This window comes from Nostoc sp. UIC 10630 (assembly GCF_010747425.1).
Lineage (GTDB): Bacteria > Cyanobacteriota > Cyanobacteriia > Cyanobacteriales > Nostocaceae > Nostoc.
Genome location: NZ_JAAGOG010000070.1, coordinates 16,524 through 35,835, shown reverse-complemented (window position 1 = coordinate 35,835; position 19,312 = coordinate 16,524). Strand labels below are relative to the sequence as shown.

General features: G+C 41.8%; 16 protein-coding genes and 1 pseudogene. 9 read left to right on the top strand and 8 right to left on the bottom strand.

Annotated features, from left to right (window positions below; all coding sequences use genetic code 11):
• Positions 1 to 388: 388 nt before the first annotated feature.
• Positions 389 to 1,156: a phycobilisome rod-core linker polypeptide gene (locus tag G1O98_RS17710; protein WP_163930099.1), complete on the top strand. Its 768-nt coding sequence runs from the start codon at positions 389 to 391 to the stop codon at positions 1,154 to 1,156.
• 235 nt (positions 1,157 to 1,391) lie between these two features.
• Here G1O98_RS17710 and G1O98_RS17705 read toward each other — a convergent pair whose 3' ends face one another.
• The 5 genes from G1O98_RS17705 to G1O98_RS17685 form a co-directional block, all read right to left on the bottom strand.
• Positions 1,392 to 2,309 carry an RluA family pseudouridine synthase gene (locus G1O98_RS17705; protein WP_163930105.1) on the bottom strand — a complete coding sequence of 306 codons (918 nt, stop codon included), beginning with the start codon at positions 2,307 to 2,309 and terminating at the stop codon, positions 1,392 to 1,394.
• A 283-nt stretch (positions 2,310 to 2,592) separates the two neighbouring features.
• On the bottom strand, positions 2,593 to 3,243 hold the full coding sequence (locus G1O98_RS17700; RefSeq protein WP_163930097.1) for a Uma2 family endonuclease: 651 nt from the start codon (positions 3,241 to 3,243) through the stop codon (positions 2,593 to 2,595).
• A 159-nt stretch (positions 3,244 to 3,402) separates the two neighbouring features.
• Entirely contained in the window at positions 3,403 to 3,753 is a 351-nt protein-coding gene (locus tag G1O98_RS17695; protein WP_163930095.1) for a DUF952 domain-containing protein, read from the bottom strand.
• Positions 3,754 to 3,769: 16 nt separating this feature from the next.
• Positions 3,770 to 4,150, bottom strand: coding sequence for a KGK domain-containing protein (locus G1O98_RS17690; protein ID WP_163930093.1), 381 nt, complete (start codon positions 4,148 to 4,150; stop codon positions 3,770 to 3,772).
• A 220-nt stretch (positions 4,151 to 4,370) separates the two neighbouring features.
• Positions 4,371 to 5,885 carry a thioredoxin-like domain-containing protein gene (locus G1O98_RS17685; RefSeq protein WP_163930092.1) on the bottom strand — a complete coding sequence of 505 codons (1,515 nt, stop codon included), beginning with the start codon at positions 5,883 to 5,885 and terminating at the stop codon, positions 4,371 to 4,373.
• A 54-nt stretch (positions 5,886 to 5,939) separates the two neighbouring features.
• On the opposite strand from G1O98_RS17685, the gene glsA reads away from it, so the two are divergent.
• The gene (glsA, locus tag G1O98_RS17680; protein WP_163930090.1) at positions 5,940 to 6,851 is read left to right on the top strand and encodes a glutaminase A; all 912 of its coding nucleotides are present in this window, start codon (positions 5,940 to 5,942) and stop codon (positions 6,849 to 6,851) included.
• Here the strand turns inward: glsA and G1O98_RS17675 are convergent.
• Entirely contained in the window at positions 6,834 to 8,630 is a 1,797-nt protein-coding gene (locus tag G1O98_RS17675) for an ATP-binding protein (protein WP_163930088.1), read from the bottom strand. The genes glsA and G1O98_RS17675 overlap by 18 nt on opposite strands.
• 340 nt (positions 8,631 to 8,970) lie before the next feature.
• Positions 8,971 to 10,605 carry a hypothetical protein gene (locus G1O98_RS17670; RefSeq protein WP_163930086.1) on the bottom strand — a complete coding sequence of 545 codons (1,635 nt, stop codon included), beginning with the start codon at positions 10,603 to 10,605 and terminating at the stop codon, positions 8,971 to 8,973.
• A gap of 538 nt (positions 10,606 to 11,143) precedes the next feature.
• Here G1O98_RS17670 and psaA point away from each other — a divergent pair.
• From psaA to G1O98_RS17640, 6 genes and pseudogenes are all read left to right on the top strand, one after another.
• A complete protein-coding gene (gene psaA / locus G1O98_RS17665; RefSeq protein WP_114081191.1) occupies positions 11,144 to 13,402 on the top strand; it encodes a photosystem I core protein PsaA in 2,259 nt (752 codons plus the stop codon).
• Between the two features lie 120 nt (positions 13,403 to 13,522).
• Positions 13,523 to 15,748: a photosystem I core protein PsaB gene (psaB, locus tag G1O98_RS17660; RefSeq protein WP_114081190.1), complete on the top strand. Its 2,226-nt coding sequence runs from the start codon at positions 13,523 to 13,525 to the stop codon at positions 15,746 to 15,748.
• A gap of 135 nt (positions 15,749 to 15,883) precedes the next feature.
• Positions 15,884 to 16,372 carry a hypothetical protein gene (locus G1O98_RS17655; RefSeq protein WP_163930084.1) on the top strand — a complete coding sequence of 163 codons (489 nt, stop codon included), beginning with the start codon at positions 15,884 to 15,886 and terminating at the stop codon, positions 16,370 to 16,372.
• A 14-nt stretch (positions 16,373 to 16,386) separates the two neighbouring features.
• Positions 16,387 to 16,593, top strand: coding sequence for a hypothetical protein (locus G1O98_RS17650; protein WP_163930082.1), 207 nt, complete (start codon positions 16,387 to 16,389; stop codon positions 16,591 to 16,593).
• Positions 16,593 to 16,940 carry a type II toxin-antitoxin system PemK/MazF family toxin gene (locus G1O98_RS17645; RefSeq protein ID WP_163930080.1) on the top strand — a complete coding sequence of 116 codons (348 nt, stop codon included), beginning with the start codon at positions 16,593 to 16,595 and terminating at the stop codon, positions 16,938 to 16,940. The genes G1O98_RS17650 and G1O98_RS17645 overlap by 1 nt, the downstream gene beginning before the upstream one ends.
• 27 nt (positions 16,941 to 16,967) lie before the next feature.
• Positions 16,968 to 17,220: pseudogene (locus G1O98_RS17640) on the top strand (DNA methyltransferase); the annotation flags it as partial.
• Between the two features lie 131 nt (positions 17,221 to 17,351).
• On the opposite strand, the gene G1O98_RS17635 reads toward G1O98_RS17640, so the two are convergent.
• Positions 17,352 to 17,546 (bottom strand): hypothetical protein, encoded by a 195-nt coding sequence (locus tag G1O98_RS17635; protein ID WP_073640193.1) that lies wholly within the window; start codon positions 17,544 to 17,546, stop codon positions 17,352 to 17,354.
• 707 nt (positions 17,547 to 18,253) lie between these two features.
• On the opposite strand from G1O98_RS17635, the gene G1O98_RS17630 reads away from it, so the two are divergent.
• Complete coding sequence (locus tag G1O98_RS17630) at positions 18,254 to 19,309, top strand: SGNH/GDSL hydrolase family protein (protein ID WP_163930078.1); 1,056 nt, start codon at positions 18,254 to 18,256, stop codon at positions 19,307 to 19,309.
• Positions 19,310 to 19,312 lie beyond the last annotated feature (3 nt).

Here is a 19,312-nt window from a genome sequence, read left to right as displayed (position 1 = left end):
GGGGAGGCACTGGAAGAAAAACTATTAATTATTGTCTAATGTCTAATGCCCAATGCCCAATTTCCAATCTTCTATTAATTTCTTTTGCTAAATGTTAAATTTTATTGCTTCGGTTAAAAAAAGTGAAACTCAATCTTCTAATCTGAAATATGTGAATAAAATTTTTTAGTCATTTACAGTAACTATTAAGCTGGAAGTTGCACTACTTTTTTTATTGATTAGCTATGGGTTGAATCCAGTGTGCTAATCGTTTTTCATACCCAATACTTAAAATCACCCTTAGTTAAGTTTCGTGAAATTTTATCAGAATCTGAGGTTCTGATACAACTACTCCCTTAATATGTGATTTAAAGTTGTTAACTTTAATTAAGAACATGGAGGCTTTAGAATGGCAATTCCTCTGTTAGAATATGAACCTTCAAGTCAAAACCAGCGTGTCGCTGGATATGAAGTACCGGGTGATGAACAGCCCAGGATTTTTACTACAGACAATATCCTGTCTCCATCAGATTTAGGCGATCTGATCGAAGCAGCATATCGTCAACTTTTCTTTTATGCTTTTGCTGCCGATCGCGAAACATATTTAGAGTCTCAACTCCGTAATGGACAAATTACAGTACGGGACTTTGTTCGTGGATTGGTGCTTTCCAATACCTTTAAGAAAAGCTTTTACGACCTCAACAATAATTATCGCTTTGTTGAGCAAGTAATTCAGCGCGTTCTAGGACGTGACCCATACAACGAGCGGGAAAAAATCGCTTGGTCAATTGTGGTCGCTACCAAGGGTATTGTAGGCTTTGTTGATGAAGTTCTCAACACTGAAGAGTACCTGAGCAATTTTGGATATTCCACAGTGCCCTATCAGCGCCGTCGGATACTGCCATCTCAATCTACAGGTGAGTTGCCATTTAACATCAAATCTCCGCGATACGAAGATTACCACCGTGCCAAACTGGGTTTCCCCCAAATCATTTGGCAGGTCGAAGTACGCAGATTCCTTCCACAAGAGCAAAAGCCAAAAGCTGGCGATCCAGCTCTATTCTTGAATATGGCACAAAGTGTCAATGCAACTGGCAATACGCCACAAAGAATCTCGTCATTCAACATCGATATCGAAAAGTCTGTACCTTATCGCCAGTTAGCTGGAATTAAGTAACAATTTTTGGTCGGCGGCTGTCTAGTACATCGCTTTGATCATTTTATAGCGTGCATGAGTCTTGGGTTATGTAGGAGTTTCATTTAGGTATAACTAGTGAAACAGACTCTATCCCATGTCTGATGCACGCTAGTTGTTAATGGGAATGGGGCATTGGGCATTGGGCATTGGGGTATGGTTTTTTGTTAATGCCCAATGTCTTTAAAAATAGCGTTATTTTTAGACGTGGGATGAGCTAAAGTGTAGTCCGTCTTTTTAGCATCTCCAAAAGTTTTGTAAATTGGGTGGGAGGGGTAGCTGTCACCTCAATCATCTCGCCGGATAGGGGATGCTGTAATCTTAGCCGCCAAGCGTGTAGTGCTTGACCGGACAAATTTACGCCCACTGAGTGACCAGAACTATAAACTGGATCGCCGACAATGGGATGACCCATTTTGGCGCTATGGACACGAATTTGATGGGTGCGTCCAGTCTCTAGTTGGAAGCGGATTAAAGTGAAATTACCAAGGCGTTCTAATACTTGCCAAAGAGTGACAGCAGATCGTCCGCCTTCTTCAATAGGCATAATAGCCATTTTTTTACGGTCTTGTGGATGGCGACCAATGGGTAAGTCAATTGTGCCACTCTCAACTTTTGGCGCACCATAAACCACGCCCAAGTATTCTCTGCGTGCAGTTTTAGCTTTGAGTTGAGCTTGTAGGTGATGATGGGCAACTTCTGTTTTTGCGATCGCGATCGCACCCGTTGTATCCTTATCCAATCGATGGACGATTCCGGGACGTTGGACTCCGCCAATCCCTGGTAAATTGGGACAGTGAGCCAATAAAGCATTTACCAGTGTGCCATCTGGATGACCGGGTGCGGGATGGACAACTAAGCCTGCGGGTTTGTTGAGAATAAGTAATTGGTCATCTTCGTAGAGGATATCTAAAGGGATATCTTCTGCTAGCAGTTCTAGGGGTTGTGCTTCTGGTATTTCTAGAGTGATGCGATCGCCTAGTTTGACATTGATCTTCTTAGAAGTGCAAACTTTATCATTAAGTTGAACATTTCCCTGTTCGATTAACTGCTGGATGCGCGAACGGGATAAATCTGGTAATTCTTGGGAAAGGAAACGGTCAATGCGATCGCCTTTAGTGTCGGTGCAGTGTATCGTATTACTGGAGGGAAGTAAGCTAGGTGCTGCATCCTCTATATGAGAAGACAAGCGATCGCCCTTGGCGTTGGCGCAGCCATCGCTATTTTCTTGGATTTGTAAATTAAATTCGGTCACAATTGCTCTGGATTATTAATTCCCCGTTCTTTAAGTAAAGCGCGGAATCTCTTTATTTGGGTGGTTAGAAACCTAGTCTACACAAGCAAAGCCGACAGAGATGGGTTTCAAAACCTTAATTTGGACTTAAATTTTGTTTGTATAGGGGTAAATTCTATTCACCCTAGCTGTTTTGTATTTGTTCTCTTAACCATTGTCGAAATGATCTAAGTGCTGAACTTGTTCCTGTGGTTCGTGCCATTTCCAAAAACCGAGGAATTATTTCATTGACAGGAAAACCAGGAAATATGGCGCTTGTGAGAGACTTTATATATTCTTCACCTTGCAATAAGTTAATTTCTAAATTTTTGCTTTCATATCGCCAAATTTCAGGTACTTTTAACGCCTGATATGCACTAATTTGGGTTTTAGAGGTGACATCAATTTCAATCGCCAAATCAGGAGGAGGATCAACCGTTAAGTCTATCTTGTCTTTGCCAATCATTAGCTGATAGTTTTGAATATAAAAACAATCATCAGGTTCAATACCTACACTTATATCTTTTCGCTTAAAAATGGTTGAACCTAAAGATTCCCAATTCAGATTTAGTTCATGTAGCAAGGCTTTTACTAAGTCTCCGATAATTACCTTAGCTCGCTCATGTTCTGGTAATGGAGCCATAATTTCTAGTGTTCCTTGGCTGTATGCTAATCGACTCCCACTATGCTCTCCTAACTCGTTGAGAATTGCTTCAAATACTTCCCAACTCACATCTTCCAGGATTATTCTTTGACCTGCTGGAACTCGAATTTGTTTGAGTTGAAGAGTAACCATCTGATGTTAGTTGTTAAATAATGATTTCATTTTTACTCAAATTTTAGATGAGCGAAAAGGGAATTTTACCAAATTGGATGTAGCAAACGCCCTAGCTAAAAAGCGATCGCTTAAATTCTCTCCATCTCTCCTCCATGTTCTCCGCACCTCTGCGGTTCGTTATCCTAAATCTATAACTTCTTGCGGCAACTCAAACAAACCATCTTCCCCAGCTTCAAAATCAACCACCTGATACACAGCATCAATATTTAACTCACCATAAATGTGAGGAAATAATTCGCCAATTTCACCCTCTTCATAACGAATTTCAGCTTGTACTTTCTCAAAATCAATAAAAAGTAGTACTAATTCTTTTTGATTATTAAAAAATCTCTTTGCAACTTTGAGTATTTGCGTTGATTTGGAACAATGTATAAAACCTTCACTGTCTAACGAATCAGTGCGATAGATACCAAGTAATTTCGCGTCTTCCCATTGTTGGCGTTTTGTGATGTGGAGGATAGTATTCATGTTGCCTGTATTGATGTTATTCTATCTTAATAGGTTCATCTGGATAAAATTCAAAACATACATTATTTGGTTTATGGCTATTAGGATATATAAATATCAGAATCTCTAATTTGCCTTTCTGCCAACCGTTACCATCGATTTTAAGAACCTGACAATCTTTGACAGCATTTAGTTTAATTTCACTAAAGGGTATGAACTCATCTCTGGCAGAGATACTGCTAAACAAACTACCAACTAAATCATTATTAATTTTAGTTTTATATGTGCAAATTTCCTGCCGCCATTTACTCACAATTTCTCGTATAACTAACTCTCTTAGTTTACTGACTTTAAAAGTATCTTTCTCTAAACAAATGACATCATCTCCACACTCTAAAAGAATAAACTTATTTTTCATATCAATGCCTATGCTGTCAATTCAGATTCGGTAGTAGTTGCTTTTTAGTTTATACTCAGCATTAGATTATAATGTAAAGCTTTTGGTGCAACTCTAGTAGAAATACCGAATAAAAAACTAGAACAAATATTAGGCGCTTTTTCTAAAAATTTTTATTGGAAGTATCACACCCAGGCGAAAAATCTTTTGAATATTCGAACTTTTGCATGAGGTTATCATCTTATAAATTTAGAGGAATACAAATATCCGGCGCACAAAAACCAGGAAATTCCAGCGTTGTCACCTCAAACGTATTCAAATCTACGCAACGAATAGCATGGTTATTAGTATCAGCAATATATAGATATGAATTCATAAAACTCAATCCCGAAGGTTCAAAAAAGCGAGTATTCTTACCTTGTCCATCCTGTAAACCAGCAGTACCATCTCCCAAAACTGTTTGACAATTGCCACTAGGACTAACTAATTTAATTTTGTGATTGTAGGTATCTGCTATCCACAGAACATTTTGAGCAAATTCCACTCCTAAACAATGTTGTAAACGGACATCTTCACCTTGTCCATCAACGTCACCAAAACCAAATAATCCACCACTACCGCAAACAGTTCGTACTTGATACGGTTCTACAATTCCAACACCACGAATTGAACTAACTTCACTGTCAGCGATAAATAATTCTTTTCTATTGGTGCTAATACCACTGGGTTGAGCAAAGGCAGATTCGGTAAGTGAACCATCAACGCAAGCTTCTGCACCAGTACCAGCATAAGTTTTAATCATCCTAGTTTCTAAATCCATTTCCCAGATTTGATGCGGCCCAGCCATTGCAATAAATAAGGTATTTCCCACTTTCACTAAATCCCAAGGGGAATTTAGCGCGGTTTCTAAACCAACACCGCCATGAGGATGAATATTCCGGCTTTGTTCTCCAGTTCCTGCGATCGCATCTACGACTTGACGCTTCATATCAACTCGCCGCAGGGTATGATTTTCTGTATCAGCAACATAAAGAATTTGATTTTCTGCATCATAAGCCATTCCTTGTGGTGCAAAAAACTTCGCTTCATTAAAAGCACCATCGGTTAAACCAGATTTCCCAGTACCAATTAAATGCAGAATTTCGCCGTCAAAGCTACTCATAATCAGGCGATGATGTCCAGAGTCAGCGATGAACAAACCCGCTTGGGTAGCTAAGACTTTACCAGGAAAAGCTAGGGGAGTAATTAATGGCTGGCGCTGTTTCTCTAATATCAAACTAAGTTCTTGAAAATTAATTGTGCCTTTATCTTGGTGTTGCTGAATTAATTTTTGAATCAACTCGTCTAAAGTGTCACGGTTTGCTTCACCAGAAATCTGGCTAATCACGTAACCTTCTGGATCAATAATTATTAAAGTAGGCCAAGCACGTACAGCATATTCTTCCCAAAGTCGAAAATTGCTGTCAACTATAACTGGGTGTTCAACGTCGTAGCGCAGGATAGCTTGGCGAATATTTTCTGTTTCTTTTTCATTGTCAAATTTGGCAGAATGGACACCAACAATGGTAAGGCTATCTTTATATTTCTGTTCTAAATATTTCAGGTTTGGCAGAATATGCAGACAATTTATACAGCAGTATGTCCAAAAGTCTAAAATTATGACTCTACCCTTGAGTTGTTTAAGAGACAAAGGTTTGTCGGTATTGAGCCAAGAGTAATTGTGTGGTAATTCTGGCGCTCTAACACGGGGAAGCATAATAATTCGTAGTTCCTAATTCGTAATTCGTAATTGAATCTGGGTGTATCTGTTGTGAAAGAACTTGAAAAATTAAATACTACGGAGTTATCAGCTTGGGTAGAACAAGCTAAAATTCTGGCTAAACAGGGACGAGTTATCGATCGCATTCCGCAATTAGCTTTAGCCGATCCTGGTTGGTTTGCAGTTCACGTCTGCTGTGAATCAGGGAAAAATATCAGCTTTGGGGATACCGCTTGTGTCTTCCCGCTTATGAGCGTGATTAAGACATTTTCTTTACTTTATCTGCTGGAACATTTTGGCGCAGAAACAGTTTTTAGCTGGGTTGGGGTGGAACCATCGGATGCACCCTTTAATTCTTTAGAACAATTAGTTAGCGATCGCGGCCGTCCCCGTAACCCGATGATTAATAGTGGGGCAATCACCCTCGCTGATAAGTTACCAGGAAAGGATGCTACTCAACGCACTCTTTTATTTTGTCAATGGCTCAACCAATTAGCAGGTTGCCAACTCAGTTTAGATGAAGTAATGCTGGCTTCAGTGCGATTAACACGTTCAACAGCCAATGAAGCGATCGCAAACTATCTTAGCGAAACAGGTTATTTAGAAAATCTTGAAATAGCACTTGATACTTACGAGCAAATATGCTGTATCTCTGGGCGAGTTGAAGATTTAGCTCTGTTAGGAAAACTTCTAGCTTGTGATGGGTTAGTGAAATCACAGAATCGCCGGATTGTCAATGCTGTGATGTTAACTTGTGGACTTTATGAAGCTTCTGCCGAGTTTGCAGTCAGAATTGGTTTACCGATGAAATCAGGGATTGGTGGTGGACTTGTCGCAATAGTCCCAGGTGAGGGAGCGATCGCTTGCTACAGTCCTGGGTTGGATGATATAGGAAATCCTGTAGCAGGACTTGTCTTTGTCGAGGCTTTTTCACAAAAGCTAGAGTTAAGTATCTTTGGGTAAATGCTGCTTTTGAACAGGGAGAGAAATGATAAATTCTGTACCAGCACCCACCTCAGATTTACAAGTTAGTTGTCCTCCATGTTTTTCGACTACAATCTGATGACTAATCGAAAGTCCCATACCAGTGCCCACGCCTGTCGCTTTAGTGGTAAAGAACATCTCAAAAATTTTTTCTTGAGTCTCACGGGCAATACCAGAACCGTTATCAGCAATACGGACAACTACCCAGTTTTTGTCTAAAAGTTCGGTAGCGATCGTAATTCGTGGACAGTCTTGAGGATTGTGCTGTTCCTCCAATGCATCAAGCGCATTGTTGATAATATTCATGAACACTTGATAAAGCGAGCTAGAAAAACCTTCAATGCTAGGAATCTCGCCGTACAAGCGCTCAATCGTAATGCCTTTTTTGATCCGATTATTGACGATGAGTAGCGTACTATCCAGGCATTCATGTAAATTGACTGAATGGGCTTCTGCTTCATCCAGCCGAGAGAAGTTTTTCAAGCTCAAGACAATTTGCCGCACCCGATCAGCACCAAACTTCATCGAATGCAAAAGTTTGGGTAAATCTTCTTCTAGAAATTCTGCATCAATTTCGGTGGCGTAGGCTTGCACCGCTAAAGGTGGATTAGGCACTTCTTGGCGATAGGTTTGTAGCAATGCTAATAAATCCTCTACATATTGAATAGCAGGATCTAAATTCCCATAGATAAAATTTACCGGATTATTAATTTCGTGAGCAATGCCAGCTACCATTCGTCCTAAGCTAGACATTTTCTCACTTTGGAGCAATTGGGCTTCTTGCATTTGCTGCTGACGAAAAGCGGCTGCTTGCTGTTCTTCGAGTAGGCATTTAACCCTGTGTAAAAGTTGGTTAAATGCAGTAGCAAGTATTCCAATTTCATCTGTAGTAATGATGGGTGCTTGCAGGTCAAAGTTAGATTCTTTGGTGACTCGCTGTGCCACATTTGTCAGCAATTCAACAGGACGGGTAATGGTTCGACTCGTCAAAAGAGCTAAAAGAGTAGCAATTATTACTGACAACAGAATGCTAGCAAGAATGATTTGAATCCGGATTTGTGCTGCTGTTTTAAACGTCGTCGTCGCTGCTGTTAGTTCCTCATAGGAAGCATTAATGATGGTAACTAGTTCATCGGATACGCCGTCAAACTTAAGTGCCAACTCACTGTTGGTAAACTTCAACAGTCGTTGTTGAGCGATCGCAATTTTATTGTCAGTTAGAGGAGATAAATCAAGTTGTTGGAGCAGCTCGTCAAGTTGCTGGACATAAGTTTGTGTTATACCTTCATAAGTTTTTAGAAGCAGGGGAATATTCTCCCAGTGCTTTTCGTTTACATAATCGGCAGTTTTTATATATGTTTGGAGTTCCAACCAAACCTGCTTGATTTCAGGTGCATGTACATTAGTAATGTGGTCATACTCCTGTTTGTATAGTTTTATATCTGCCACTAAGGGAATGAGTTGCTGCTGGTGCGTCCGGGTTTGAAGAATACCTGTCTGGAGGCGATAAAGCAAATTGAGTTCCTTAAAAGCGTTTTGTTGCTGCTGCAATGCCTGTTGTTGATAGTGGTCTCCAAAGATTAACCCAATACTTGTTCCTACAATTCCTACACCTAGAGCAAGAGCATATCCACATTTAATTTTGTTGCCAATACTCAGACCGTTGGTAATCTTTGAAAACCAATTTTTTCGGCTCGATTCTACGAGTACGATATCACCGTAGACTGGTGGAAAATCTGAACCTTGATGGGAAGTCATATTAATCCTAAGTAAGCAATAAAAGCCAATTCTTACTTAGAATTCCCTAATTATTCAGCAAAAGTAAAAGTTTTGCAACTTTTCGCTCTCCATATTAGCGTGAGTTCTATGGCTCATATAGCGTCCGCCTAATCAGCTCAATCAAAAGACCTCTAAGAGTTTTTTATACGTAAAATTGCCCCTCTCCGAATCAGAGGGGCAGACTTGAACTAAAGTTCAAGGCAGGGAGAGGTTTGCCAACCTCCTAGAAAACTAGATTGTTTCTCTTAAGGCATAACGAATGCCTTTCGTTGGAAGCTCGCGTCATATTACTGATTTCCATGATGTGAAATAAACTGAATTATTTCACTTCTCCTTTTTCGGGTAAGGGTGTTGATTGAGGATTTGGCGTTACCTCTGGTTGTAGGTTTGGTAGTGGCGTAATTGTTTCTGGTACAGGAGACTCAATAATCTCTGGCAATGCAGGTGGCAAACTAGGAGATGGCGCAACTGTTACTTGTGGAGTAGGTGTCTTGCTCGTTCGGCGCTTAAAAAATCCGCCAAATTTAGATTTTGTTGGCTGAGGCGTAACTTTTTCAGTTGACGGTGTTGATTCAGGAGTTGGTGTTACCTCTGGCTGTGGTTCTGGTGTTGGCGTAATTATTTCTGGTGCTGGAGACTCAATAATCTTTGGCAGTGCAGGTGGCAAACTAGGAGATGGCTCAACTGTTACTTCTGGAGTAGGTATCTTACCCGCCCGACGGTTAAAAAATCCGTCAACTTTAGGTTTAGTTGGCTGAGGCGCAACTTTTTCAGGTAGCGGCGTTGATTCTGGAGTCGGCGTTACCGTTGGCTGTGGTTCTGATGGTGTCGGAGATAAAGTAGGAGATGGTACAGCCGTTGGAACTTCCAATTTTGGTTCTTCTGGCTGTGTTTTAGATTCTTTCGGAGCTTCAATTTCAGGAATGGGCTGCTTTTCTAGCTTCGGTTGGATTTGGGGTGTTTTTTCAACAGAAGGGGTAGGTGTAAGTTTATAATTCAGGTCTACAATGCCACGTACCTCATCTGCTGTGAGTTCTCCTCTGACAATTTTCGACAAAGTATCTTTACCCTTTGGCTGGAAGTCAATGACTCGGACTGTGGTATTGAAGACATTTTTGAGAGGATTTCCCTGATTATCGAGAAATTCTAGCTTTATCCAGTTTTTACCAGTTTGGAAGCCTTTAAGATAAACTGCCTGCCAGCGATCGAAAACAAAGCTTTCACCATTAATTGTGACGCGGATGCGCCAATCACTAAATCCTTCGTTAGTGTTTTCCTTGTCAACGAGGTGTAGGGGAGCGTTAGTGAGATAAAAGTCTAGTAAGATTGGCTCTGCTCCGTAGCTACTTTGAGGACGGCTGTAAGTTAGCAGAGGTAACTTGGGATCTGCGTTATTGTCGTCTGTTTTGGTAAAAACGTGAAATGTTGTCTGGGCATAAGCCCCTTCATTCTTAAAGCTTTCATGCCAAGGACGAGAGGCAAAAACACGCAGGGTATGAGTACCTGGGGACAACTCTGGCAAAACCAAGGGTTGATTCAGGTCGTAAACAGGAATATAAGGTTGGTTATCCAGAATTACATGGAGATGTGGCCCCAGTTGTAATTGTGGGTCTTTAAATATTGGTAGATCCTTAACCTGAAAACTCGCTGTAACTTTATTATTTTGGAAAACTTCATCAGGTCTTGGAGTCAGAATTGCCACTTGTGGCTGATAAACTTCCAAACTTGGACGCAGTGCTTGGATAACATATGGTGGAGAAACTTCCGAAAATTGCTTTGAGATTTGAGAAATCTGTGGAGGGTTTTCTCTATAACCAGTAGATACTTCCTGGCTATCGGCTTTCTCACCGCAACTCGTCAAGCTTAATACCAGCACCAATGTCATTATCCACCTGAGAATCGGGAACCTCTCAGGGAGGAGCTTCTCTAACACCCTTTTCTGCCACGAGTTCATGCGTTGCACCCAGTGATAGTCTTCGACAATTCACAGATTATTTTCGCTCAAACTGTCCATCTGGCACTATAGCCCAAAAGGTGAAATCTACCTCACATTCCCTAAGTTTTCATATATCTATTTCAGTAAATTTTAAAACAAGTCATACTTTTTACAGCTTTTTACTTACAACAATGGAAAGATGACACAAATGTTCATGAGTAATAGCAGTAAAAGCTGGAATTCGAGTGTATACAGCAAAATCATAAAACTTACGAATTGTTATTCTTTGTAAATTAAAATGGTTAATCTATTGACTTTTAGACAAATAGTTTGGAGTTAAAAGGCAGATAAGACGGTAATTTCAGCAATATTCCACCAAGTTTGAATTATTGTTAAAATATCTCCAACAAAGTGCAGGTGAAGACTCTATAATTCAACGAGAAACAACTCTCCACATAGGGTCTTCATCGCGGCTTCAGTAAAATTCTGAGTATGCGGTAATGGTTCACTTTGTGGTATTCATGATTCCTCATTCCTTATCAAGAGAGGAGGTCAAATGACAATAAGTCCTCCGGAGCGAGAGGAAAAGAAGGCAAGAGTAATCGTCGATAACGATCCAGTTCCAACCTCATTCGAGAGATGGGCGCAACCTGGACACTTTGACAGATCCTTAGCCAGAGGTCCCAAAACCACCACATGGATTTGGAACCTGCACGCACTCGCCCATGATTTTGATACACATACAAGCGATTTAGAAGACATATCCCGCAAGATATTCTCAGCCCACTTCGGCCACCTAGCCGTAGTGATGGTTTGGTTGAGCGGGATGATTTTCCACGGCGCGAAGTTTTCTAACTACGAAGCTTGGCTAAGTGACCCGTTGAACGTTAAGCCTAGCGCTCAAGTCGTTTGGCCCATTGTTGGACAAGACATTTTAAACGGTGATGTTGGCGGTGGTTTCCACGGTATTCAAATCACCTCCGGTTTGTTCCAAGTATGGCGTGGTTGGGGGATTACAAACTCCTTCCAGCTTTATGTAACTGCGATCGGTGGCTTGGTATTAGCAGGCTTATTCCTATTTGCCGGCTGGTTCCACTACCACAAACGCGCTCCCAAACTGGAATGGTTCCAGAATGTGGAGTCGATGCTGAATCACCACTTGCAAGTATTGCTAGGTTGTGGTTCCTTGGGATGGGCAGGCCACTTAATCCACGTGTCCGCACCGACCAACAAGCTTTTGGATGCAGGTGTTGCTCTCAAAGACATCCCCTTGCCCCACGAGTTCATCTTGAACAAAGACTTGTTGACCGAGTTGTATCCCAGCTTTGCTGCTGGTTTAGCACCTTTCTTCACCTTGAACTGGGGTCAGTATGCTGACTTCCTTACCTTCAAGGGCGGTCTGAACCCAGTAACAGGCGGCTTGTGGATGACTGACATCGCTCATCACCACTTAGCGATCGCAGTTCTCTTTATCGTTGCTGGTCATCAATACCGTACCAACTGGGGTATTGGTCACAGCATCAAAGAGATCCTAGAAAACCACAAAGGTCCTTTCACTGGTGAAGGTCACAAAGGTCTCTACGAAAACCTGACCACATCCTGGCACGCTCAGCTGGCTACTAACCTGGCCTTCTTGGGTTCACTGACCATCATCATCGCGCATCACATGTACGCGATGCCCCCCTATCCATATTTGGCAACTGATTACGCTACACAGTTGTGCATATTCACTCACCATATTTGGATCGGTGGCTTCTTGATTGTTGGTGGAGCAGCTCACGCTGCGATCTTCATGGTGCGGGATTACGATCCAGTTGTGAATCAAAACAACGTATTGGATCGGGTAATTCGTCACCGTGATGCGATTATTTCTCACCTGAACTGGGTATGTATTTTCTTAGGCTTCCATAGCTTTGGACTTTACATCCACAACGACACAATGCGTGCATTGGGTCGTCCTCAAGACTTGTTCTCTGATACGGGGATTCAATTGCAGCCGGTATTTGCCCAGTGGATACAAAATATCCACGCCTTGGCTCCTGGTACAACTGCACCTAATGCCCTAGAACCAGTTAGCTATGTCTTTGGCGGCGGTATTTTGGCTGTTGGCGGTAAAGTGGCAGCTGCACCCATTGCTTTGGGCACAGCCGACTTCCTAATTCACCACATTCACGCTTTCACCATTCACGTCACCGTCCTAATTCTGCTCAAAGGTGTGCTGTATGCCCGTAGCTCTCGTCTGATTCCAGACAAAGCAAACCTGGGCTTCCGCTTCCCCTGCGACGGTCCTGGTCGTGGCGGTACTTGCCAAGTGTCTGGTTGGGATCACGTATTCCTCGGACTATTCTGGATGTACAACTCCCTGTCTATTGTAATTTTCCACTTCAGTTGGAAGATGCAATCAGATGTTTGGGGAACCGTAGATGCAGATGGTACTGTGACTCACATCACTGGTGGCAACTTTGCCCAAAGTGCTATTACCATCAACGGTTGGTTACGGGACTTCTTGTGGGCACAAGCTACACAAGTCATCAATTCCTATGGCAGCGCGCTATCTGCCTATGGTCTACTCTTCTTAGGCGCTCACTTTGTCTGGGCATTCAGCTTGATGTTCCTGTTCAGTGGTCGCGGCTACTGGCAAGAACTGATTGAGTCCATTGTTTGGGCGCATAACAAACTGAAGGTAGCACCAGCAATTCAGCCTCGCGCTCTGAGTATTATTCAGGGTCGGGCTGTAGGGGTAGCTCACTACCTCTTGGGAGGAATTGCCACAACTTGGGCATTCTTCCATGCACACATCCTTTCAGTAGGGTAGCAATCAGTTATTGAGTGCTGAGTACTGAGTGCTGAGTCAAAACTCAGAACTCAGGACTCAGAACTCAGGACTCTAGACGCTGATATTTGATGGCTAAAGGTCAGAGGATTTATTAAACCTATGGCGACAAAATTTCCGAAATTTAGCCAGGATCTCGCACAGGACCCGACGACTCGTCGGATATGGTATGCGATCGCTACAGGCAACGATTTTGAAACCCATGATGGCATGACGGAAGAAAATCTTTACCAAAAGATTTTCGCAACTCACTTCGGTCACTTGGCAATCATCTTCCTGTGGGCATCCAGCCTCCTGTTCCACGTAGCCTGGCAAGGTAACTTTGAACAGTGGATTAAAGATCCCCTTCACATCCGTCCCATCGCCCATGCGATTTGGGACCCCCACTTTGGTAAACCAGCGATCGAAGCTTTTACCCAAGCGGGCGCTAGTAATCCGGTAAACATTACCTACTCTGGTCTCTACCATTGGTGGTATACCATCGGTATGCGGAATAACGGCGAACTGTACAACGGTTCAGTGTTCTTGCTATTATTCGCTGCTGTATTACTGTTTGCTGGTTGGCTGCACTTGCAACCCAAGTACCGTCCTAGCTTGGCATGGTTTAAGAGCGCTGAACATCGCCTAAACCACCACTTAGCAGGTTTGTTTGGTGTTAGTTCATTGGCTTGGGCTGGTCACTTAATTCACGTTGCTGTCCCCGAAGCTCGCGGTCAGCACGTAGGTTGGGATAACTTCCTGAATACCCCACCCCACCCAGCCGGTTTGACACCATTCTTTACAGGCAACTGGGGTGTTTACTCTCAAAACCCTGACACTCCTGGACATATCTTTGGGACATCGCAAGGTGCAGGAACTGCAATTCTGAGTTTCTTGGGTGGTTTCCATCCCCAGACAGAAGCTTTGTGGCTAACTGACATAGCTCACCACCACCTAGCGATCGCAGTTTTATTCATTGTTGCTGGTCACATGTACCGGACAAACTTTGGGATTGGTCACAGTCTCAAAGAAGCATTGAATGCCAAGAGTTTCTTTGGTATTCCTGTTGAAGGCCCGTTCAACCTACCTCACCAAGGTATCTACGACACCTACAACAACTCCTTACACTTCCAATTGGGTTGGCACTTAGCAGCGCTAGGTGTTGTTACTTCCCTGGTAGCGCAGCACATGTACTCCATGCCTTCCTACGCATTTATTGCGAAGGACTACACAACTCAGGCAGCGTTGTACACGCATCACCAGTATATTGCTGGATTCCTGATGCTTGGTGCTTTTGCTCACGGTGCGATTTTCTGGGTACGTGATTACGACCCAGAGCAAAACAAAGGTAACGTGCTTGACCGCGTGTTGAAGCACAAAGAAGCGATTATTTCCCACCTCAGCTGGGTATCTCTTTTCTTAGGCTTCCACACCCTTGGTCTGTATGTACACAACGACGTAGTGGTTGCTTTCGGTACTCCTGAAAAGCAAATCTTGATTGAGCCAGTATTTGCTCAATTCGTCCAAGCTGCTAACGGTAAGGTGCTGTATGGTTTAGATACTTTGCTATCTAACCCCGATAGTATTGCTTACACAGCATGGCCTAACTACGCTAACGTTTGGTTGCCAGGTTGGTTAGATGCCATTAATGCTGGTACTAACTCCCTGTTCTTGACAATTGGCCCTGGCGATTTCTTGGTACACCATGCGATCGCTCTAGGTCTGCACACCACCACCTTGATCTTGGTCAAAGGTGCTTTGGATGCCCGTGGTTCTAAGCTGATGCCCGATAAAAAGGACTTCGGCTATGCCTTCCCTTGCGACGGCCCCGGTCGTGGCGGTACTTGCGACATCTCAGCATGGGATTCCTTCTACCTCGCTACATTCTGGATGCTCAACACCATTGGTTGGTTGACCTTCTACTGGCATTGGAAACATCTCGGTGTTTGGCAAGGCAACGTAGCTCAGTTCAATGAGAACTCTACATACCTCATGGGCTGGTTCCGCGATTACCTCTGGGCTAACTCTGCTCAGTTGATTAACGGTTACAACCCTTACGGCGTGAATAACCTGTCTGTCTGGGCTTGGATGTTCTTATTTGGACACCTAGTTTGGGCTACTGGCTTCATGTTCTTAATCTCCTGGAGAGGTTACTGGCAAGAGTTGATTGAAACCCTTGTCTGGGCACACGAACGCACTCCTCTGGCTAACCTAGTTCGCTGGAAAGACAAGCCCGTTGCTCTGTCCATTGTTCAAGCTCGTGTAGTTGGTCTAGCTCACTTCACAGTTGGCTACATCGTGACTTACGCCGCGTTCTTGATTGCTTCTACTGCTGGTAAGTTCGGTTAATTCGGCTGCTAGTTTTGTAGGTAAGTAATAAAAATCCCCTGCCGCAAGGTGGGGGATTTTTTCATTTTTGATTACTTTTTATACTTTTTTGGGAACTCTAAAGTATAGAAAATACTTTATGTACATATTAAAAAAATGAGATTAGAAACTCAAGTTAAACAAAATTCGCATTGTGCAATTTTTTCTCGAAATTACTCTGAACATCTTGATGAAGCAGTTGAAATTAGTAATAATAATCCCAGACAGATAATTACTTTCCGCTCATCTGTAGTTTGGTCATCAGCTAAAAAAGCAATAGAAACTCACGGTCAACGTAAAATTTACTTTGCAACTGTGGGAGATTCTAACTTAGTTAGATACGAAGGAAACTTAGAAAGAGTTGAATTGAATCCAGAATTAAACCTTCAAACAGCACAAGAGTTACTTATGTACTGTACAGAGTCAACTAGAGAAGAAGGTTTATGGGAAGAAGTTGGGAAAGTAAAAGTTAAAACACTCTATGTAATTTCAAACTGTCAAAAAATTAACTCTCCTTTTCCTTTTACTCACTTAAGAAAATTACTAGATGCCTCTCCAATTGATGATAATTTTAGCTATAGCTATGCTTTAGTCTACGAAATATAAAAAGAGAACTGAAGGTGAATATTAAATTAGTACAATCTCTCGTGCAGGTTATTTTATCTCTCTCTGATGAAGAGCGATCGCTTTTGGAAGAAAAACTATTTTTCGATTCATCAGAGCCTTCAACTCGTGATTTAATGCTACTTGCCCAGACTGGAGGAGCCTTTAACTTTCTTGAAAATGAACCAGACCTATATTCACTTGACGACGGAGACCCTATCTAATGTCTCTCCAAAAAGGTGATATCGTCTTGGTTCCATTTCCATTTACAGACTTGAGTGGAACAAAGCTACGCCCTGGTTTAGTTTTATGGATAGATACTATAGGCGATGATGTCACTTTATGTTTTATTTCATCTCAAAATATAAGTATTTTGAGTCCAGAAGAGTTCATTTTAGAACCTTCATCTCCAGATTTTGCTAGTACTGGATTACGGGTTGCTTCTAAAGTTAGGGTTACTCGAATAACTACCATAGAGCGTAGACTAATCACCAGAAGAATAGGTAAATTAGGAGCAAGTCAAATTCAGCAGTTGAATACAGTGATTCTTCAAGCTCTGAAACTGACATAATCTTAAATGTGTTACATCTTATTTAGACATCATATTTCTCATAAATCCCAAAAGGATAACCAGGGTGCAATTCCGCCAAATTTGCTATAAATTGCTAATACTGAATCGAATAGTGCTTATTTACGACACTGCAAAGCAGCCAAAATTAGACCCTATCAGCCCGTTATCCTCAAGGGTTTGCTAAGTTTTCATCAAATTCTTAACTTATGAAGCTGATATGGTGTTAGATCCATTTGCAGGTTCTAACACAACTGGGTTTGTTGCTGAAACTTTGCAACGTTAATGAATATCTTTTGAAATTAACGAAATTATGTAATGGAAAGTTGTTATCGTTTTAGCCAATAATCAAATTAAGTAAATAGTCACGAATGACGAGTTAAAATTTATAACTCCTCACTCATAACTACTCGCTTAAATTTCTCCATTTACCTGCATTTGGTGAACTTGATCGGCTAGCTCTTGACGACCTTGATCGTCTAGTTTATCAATAGCTAGCATTCCCATAAGAATCACTTCTTTCAGTGTTAAACGTGTCGAATGTGCCTGTTTTTGCACAATCTCCTTAATAATTGGACTGACACCAATCGCTGTACTAGCTCTAGCCACGGGAGAACAAACACTAATGATTAAGCCTAAATCTTAGCACTTCCAATGAAGTTATTTTCTATAGTTAAAACTTAATTTAAAGGTGTTTCAACTCATACTTCTACAGACAAATATCAACTTGAAATTATATATTACAGAACTACAATACAAGTACAGAGAATTGCTCTAATACTGGACAATCTGTATCAAACCCTAAATCATCCCATCAAACCTAAGAACCAACTTTTGGATGAAGATAAATTTAACTTTTGTTATACCAGTATAATCTGTATAATTTATGACCGCATTATAGATGACTTTATAATTATCCCAAACCAGTTTGAGCGCCTAACTTTTTTTAGAGCAAGTTCTTAAACATCAATAATAATAACCTTTTGCTTGCTTACAAAGAGCAGATCGTCGTATGATATCAACTAATCGCAAACTTATACACACTTATAATATTTGTGGACACTGAGTTATAAAAAATGGTTGTTTTGTAAAAATAGTGCTTTAAGTACCAGTATTTTCGCAAATCAGACTTGTATACCACCGAAAAAACCTTATTTTAAAGAGATCGTAAATTGTCTAAGATAATCTCCTCAACACGCTTTACAGAACTATACAGTGTAAATAAGAATAATAACTTAACCGAAGTAAAATTTTCCTGAATACAGGCAACTAATGCTGTGATAGGGAAAAGCAGTGAGTAGAGGAGAGAGAAAGCGATGAGGGACCCTTATCTGTTGGCAGCAGGCTTGTTAACAGGATTAGCAATACCAGCATCGGCTCTTCCACATTTGTCGATTGTCCTGCCAGAAAGTTCTAGATTCCTGTGGGATTTAAAACAAGGCTCGCAGACAATAGTAAGTAGACAAATCATCCCCAGCGTTGATCTCTCCTTACCAGAACTCAGTGGGCAAGCGTTCCAACCCCTAAAAAATTCGCAGCCGACGGTAGACGAGAAAAACGTCTCTAGCGTACCCGAACTCAGTAGTGAAGGATTACCAGCCTCAACAGAATCATTAGTCAAACCCAGTGCCCAAGCAGCTGGTATTTCATTGACATCTGGTAATCAACTTTACTACCAAAGATTGGCGGCTCTGAAAACAGGTCAGATTTATACGCGCGTAGATAGTGATAATTTGCAATCTTTGTGGGAGTCGATCAGGAAGCGTCAACTAACTTATGATGACTGGAAAAGTTTATTAGCTTTAGAAGCTAGAGCGATCGCTCAAGGTCAAGGTGCAAATCATCTAAGTATCTTAGTTGGTGATTCTTTGAGTATGTGGTTTCCTAGAGAAAAACTGCCTACTGGGAAATTGTGGCTTAATCAAGGTATCTCTGGAGATACTTCCAGTGGGGTTTTAAAAAGGTTGGGGGCATTTTCGGCAACGCGGCCGGATGTGATTTATGTCATGGCTGGGATTAACGACTTACGCAAAGGCGCTAGTGATGACACAATTTTGCGTAATTATCGCCGGATTGTCCGTCGTTTACGGGATTCTCACCCAAAAGCTCAAATCATTGTCCAATCAATTCTGCCTACTCGCCTAGCAAAACTTTCCAATATCCGCATTCGTCACATCAACACCCAACTAACCCAAATTGCTAAACAAGAAGGCGCTAATTATCTAAATATTTATAGCTGGTTTACTGATATGGAAGGCAATATGCGCCCAGAGTTGACCACAGATGGTTTGCACCTGTCGCAAGAGGGTTATGATGTATGGCGCTCGGCATTACAGCAGATAGAATACAAGGTGACTCAGCGTGAAGATTAAGCG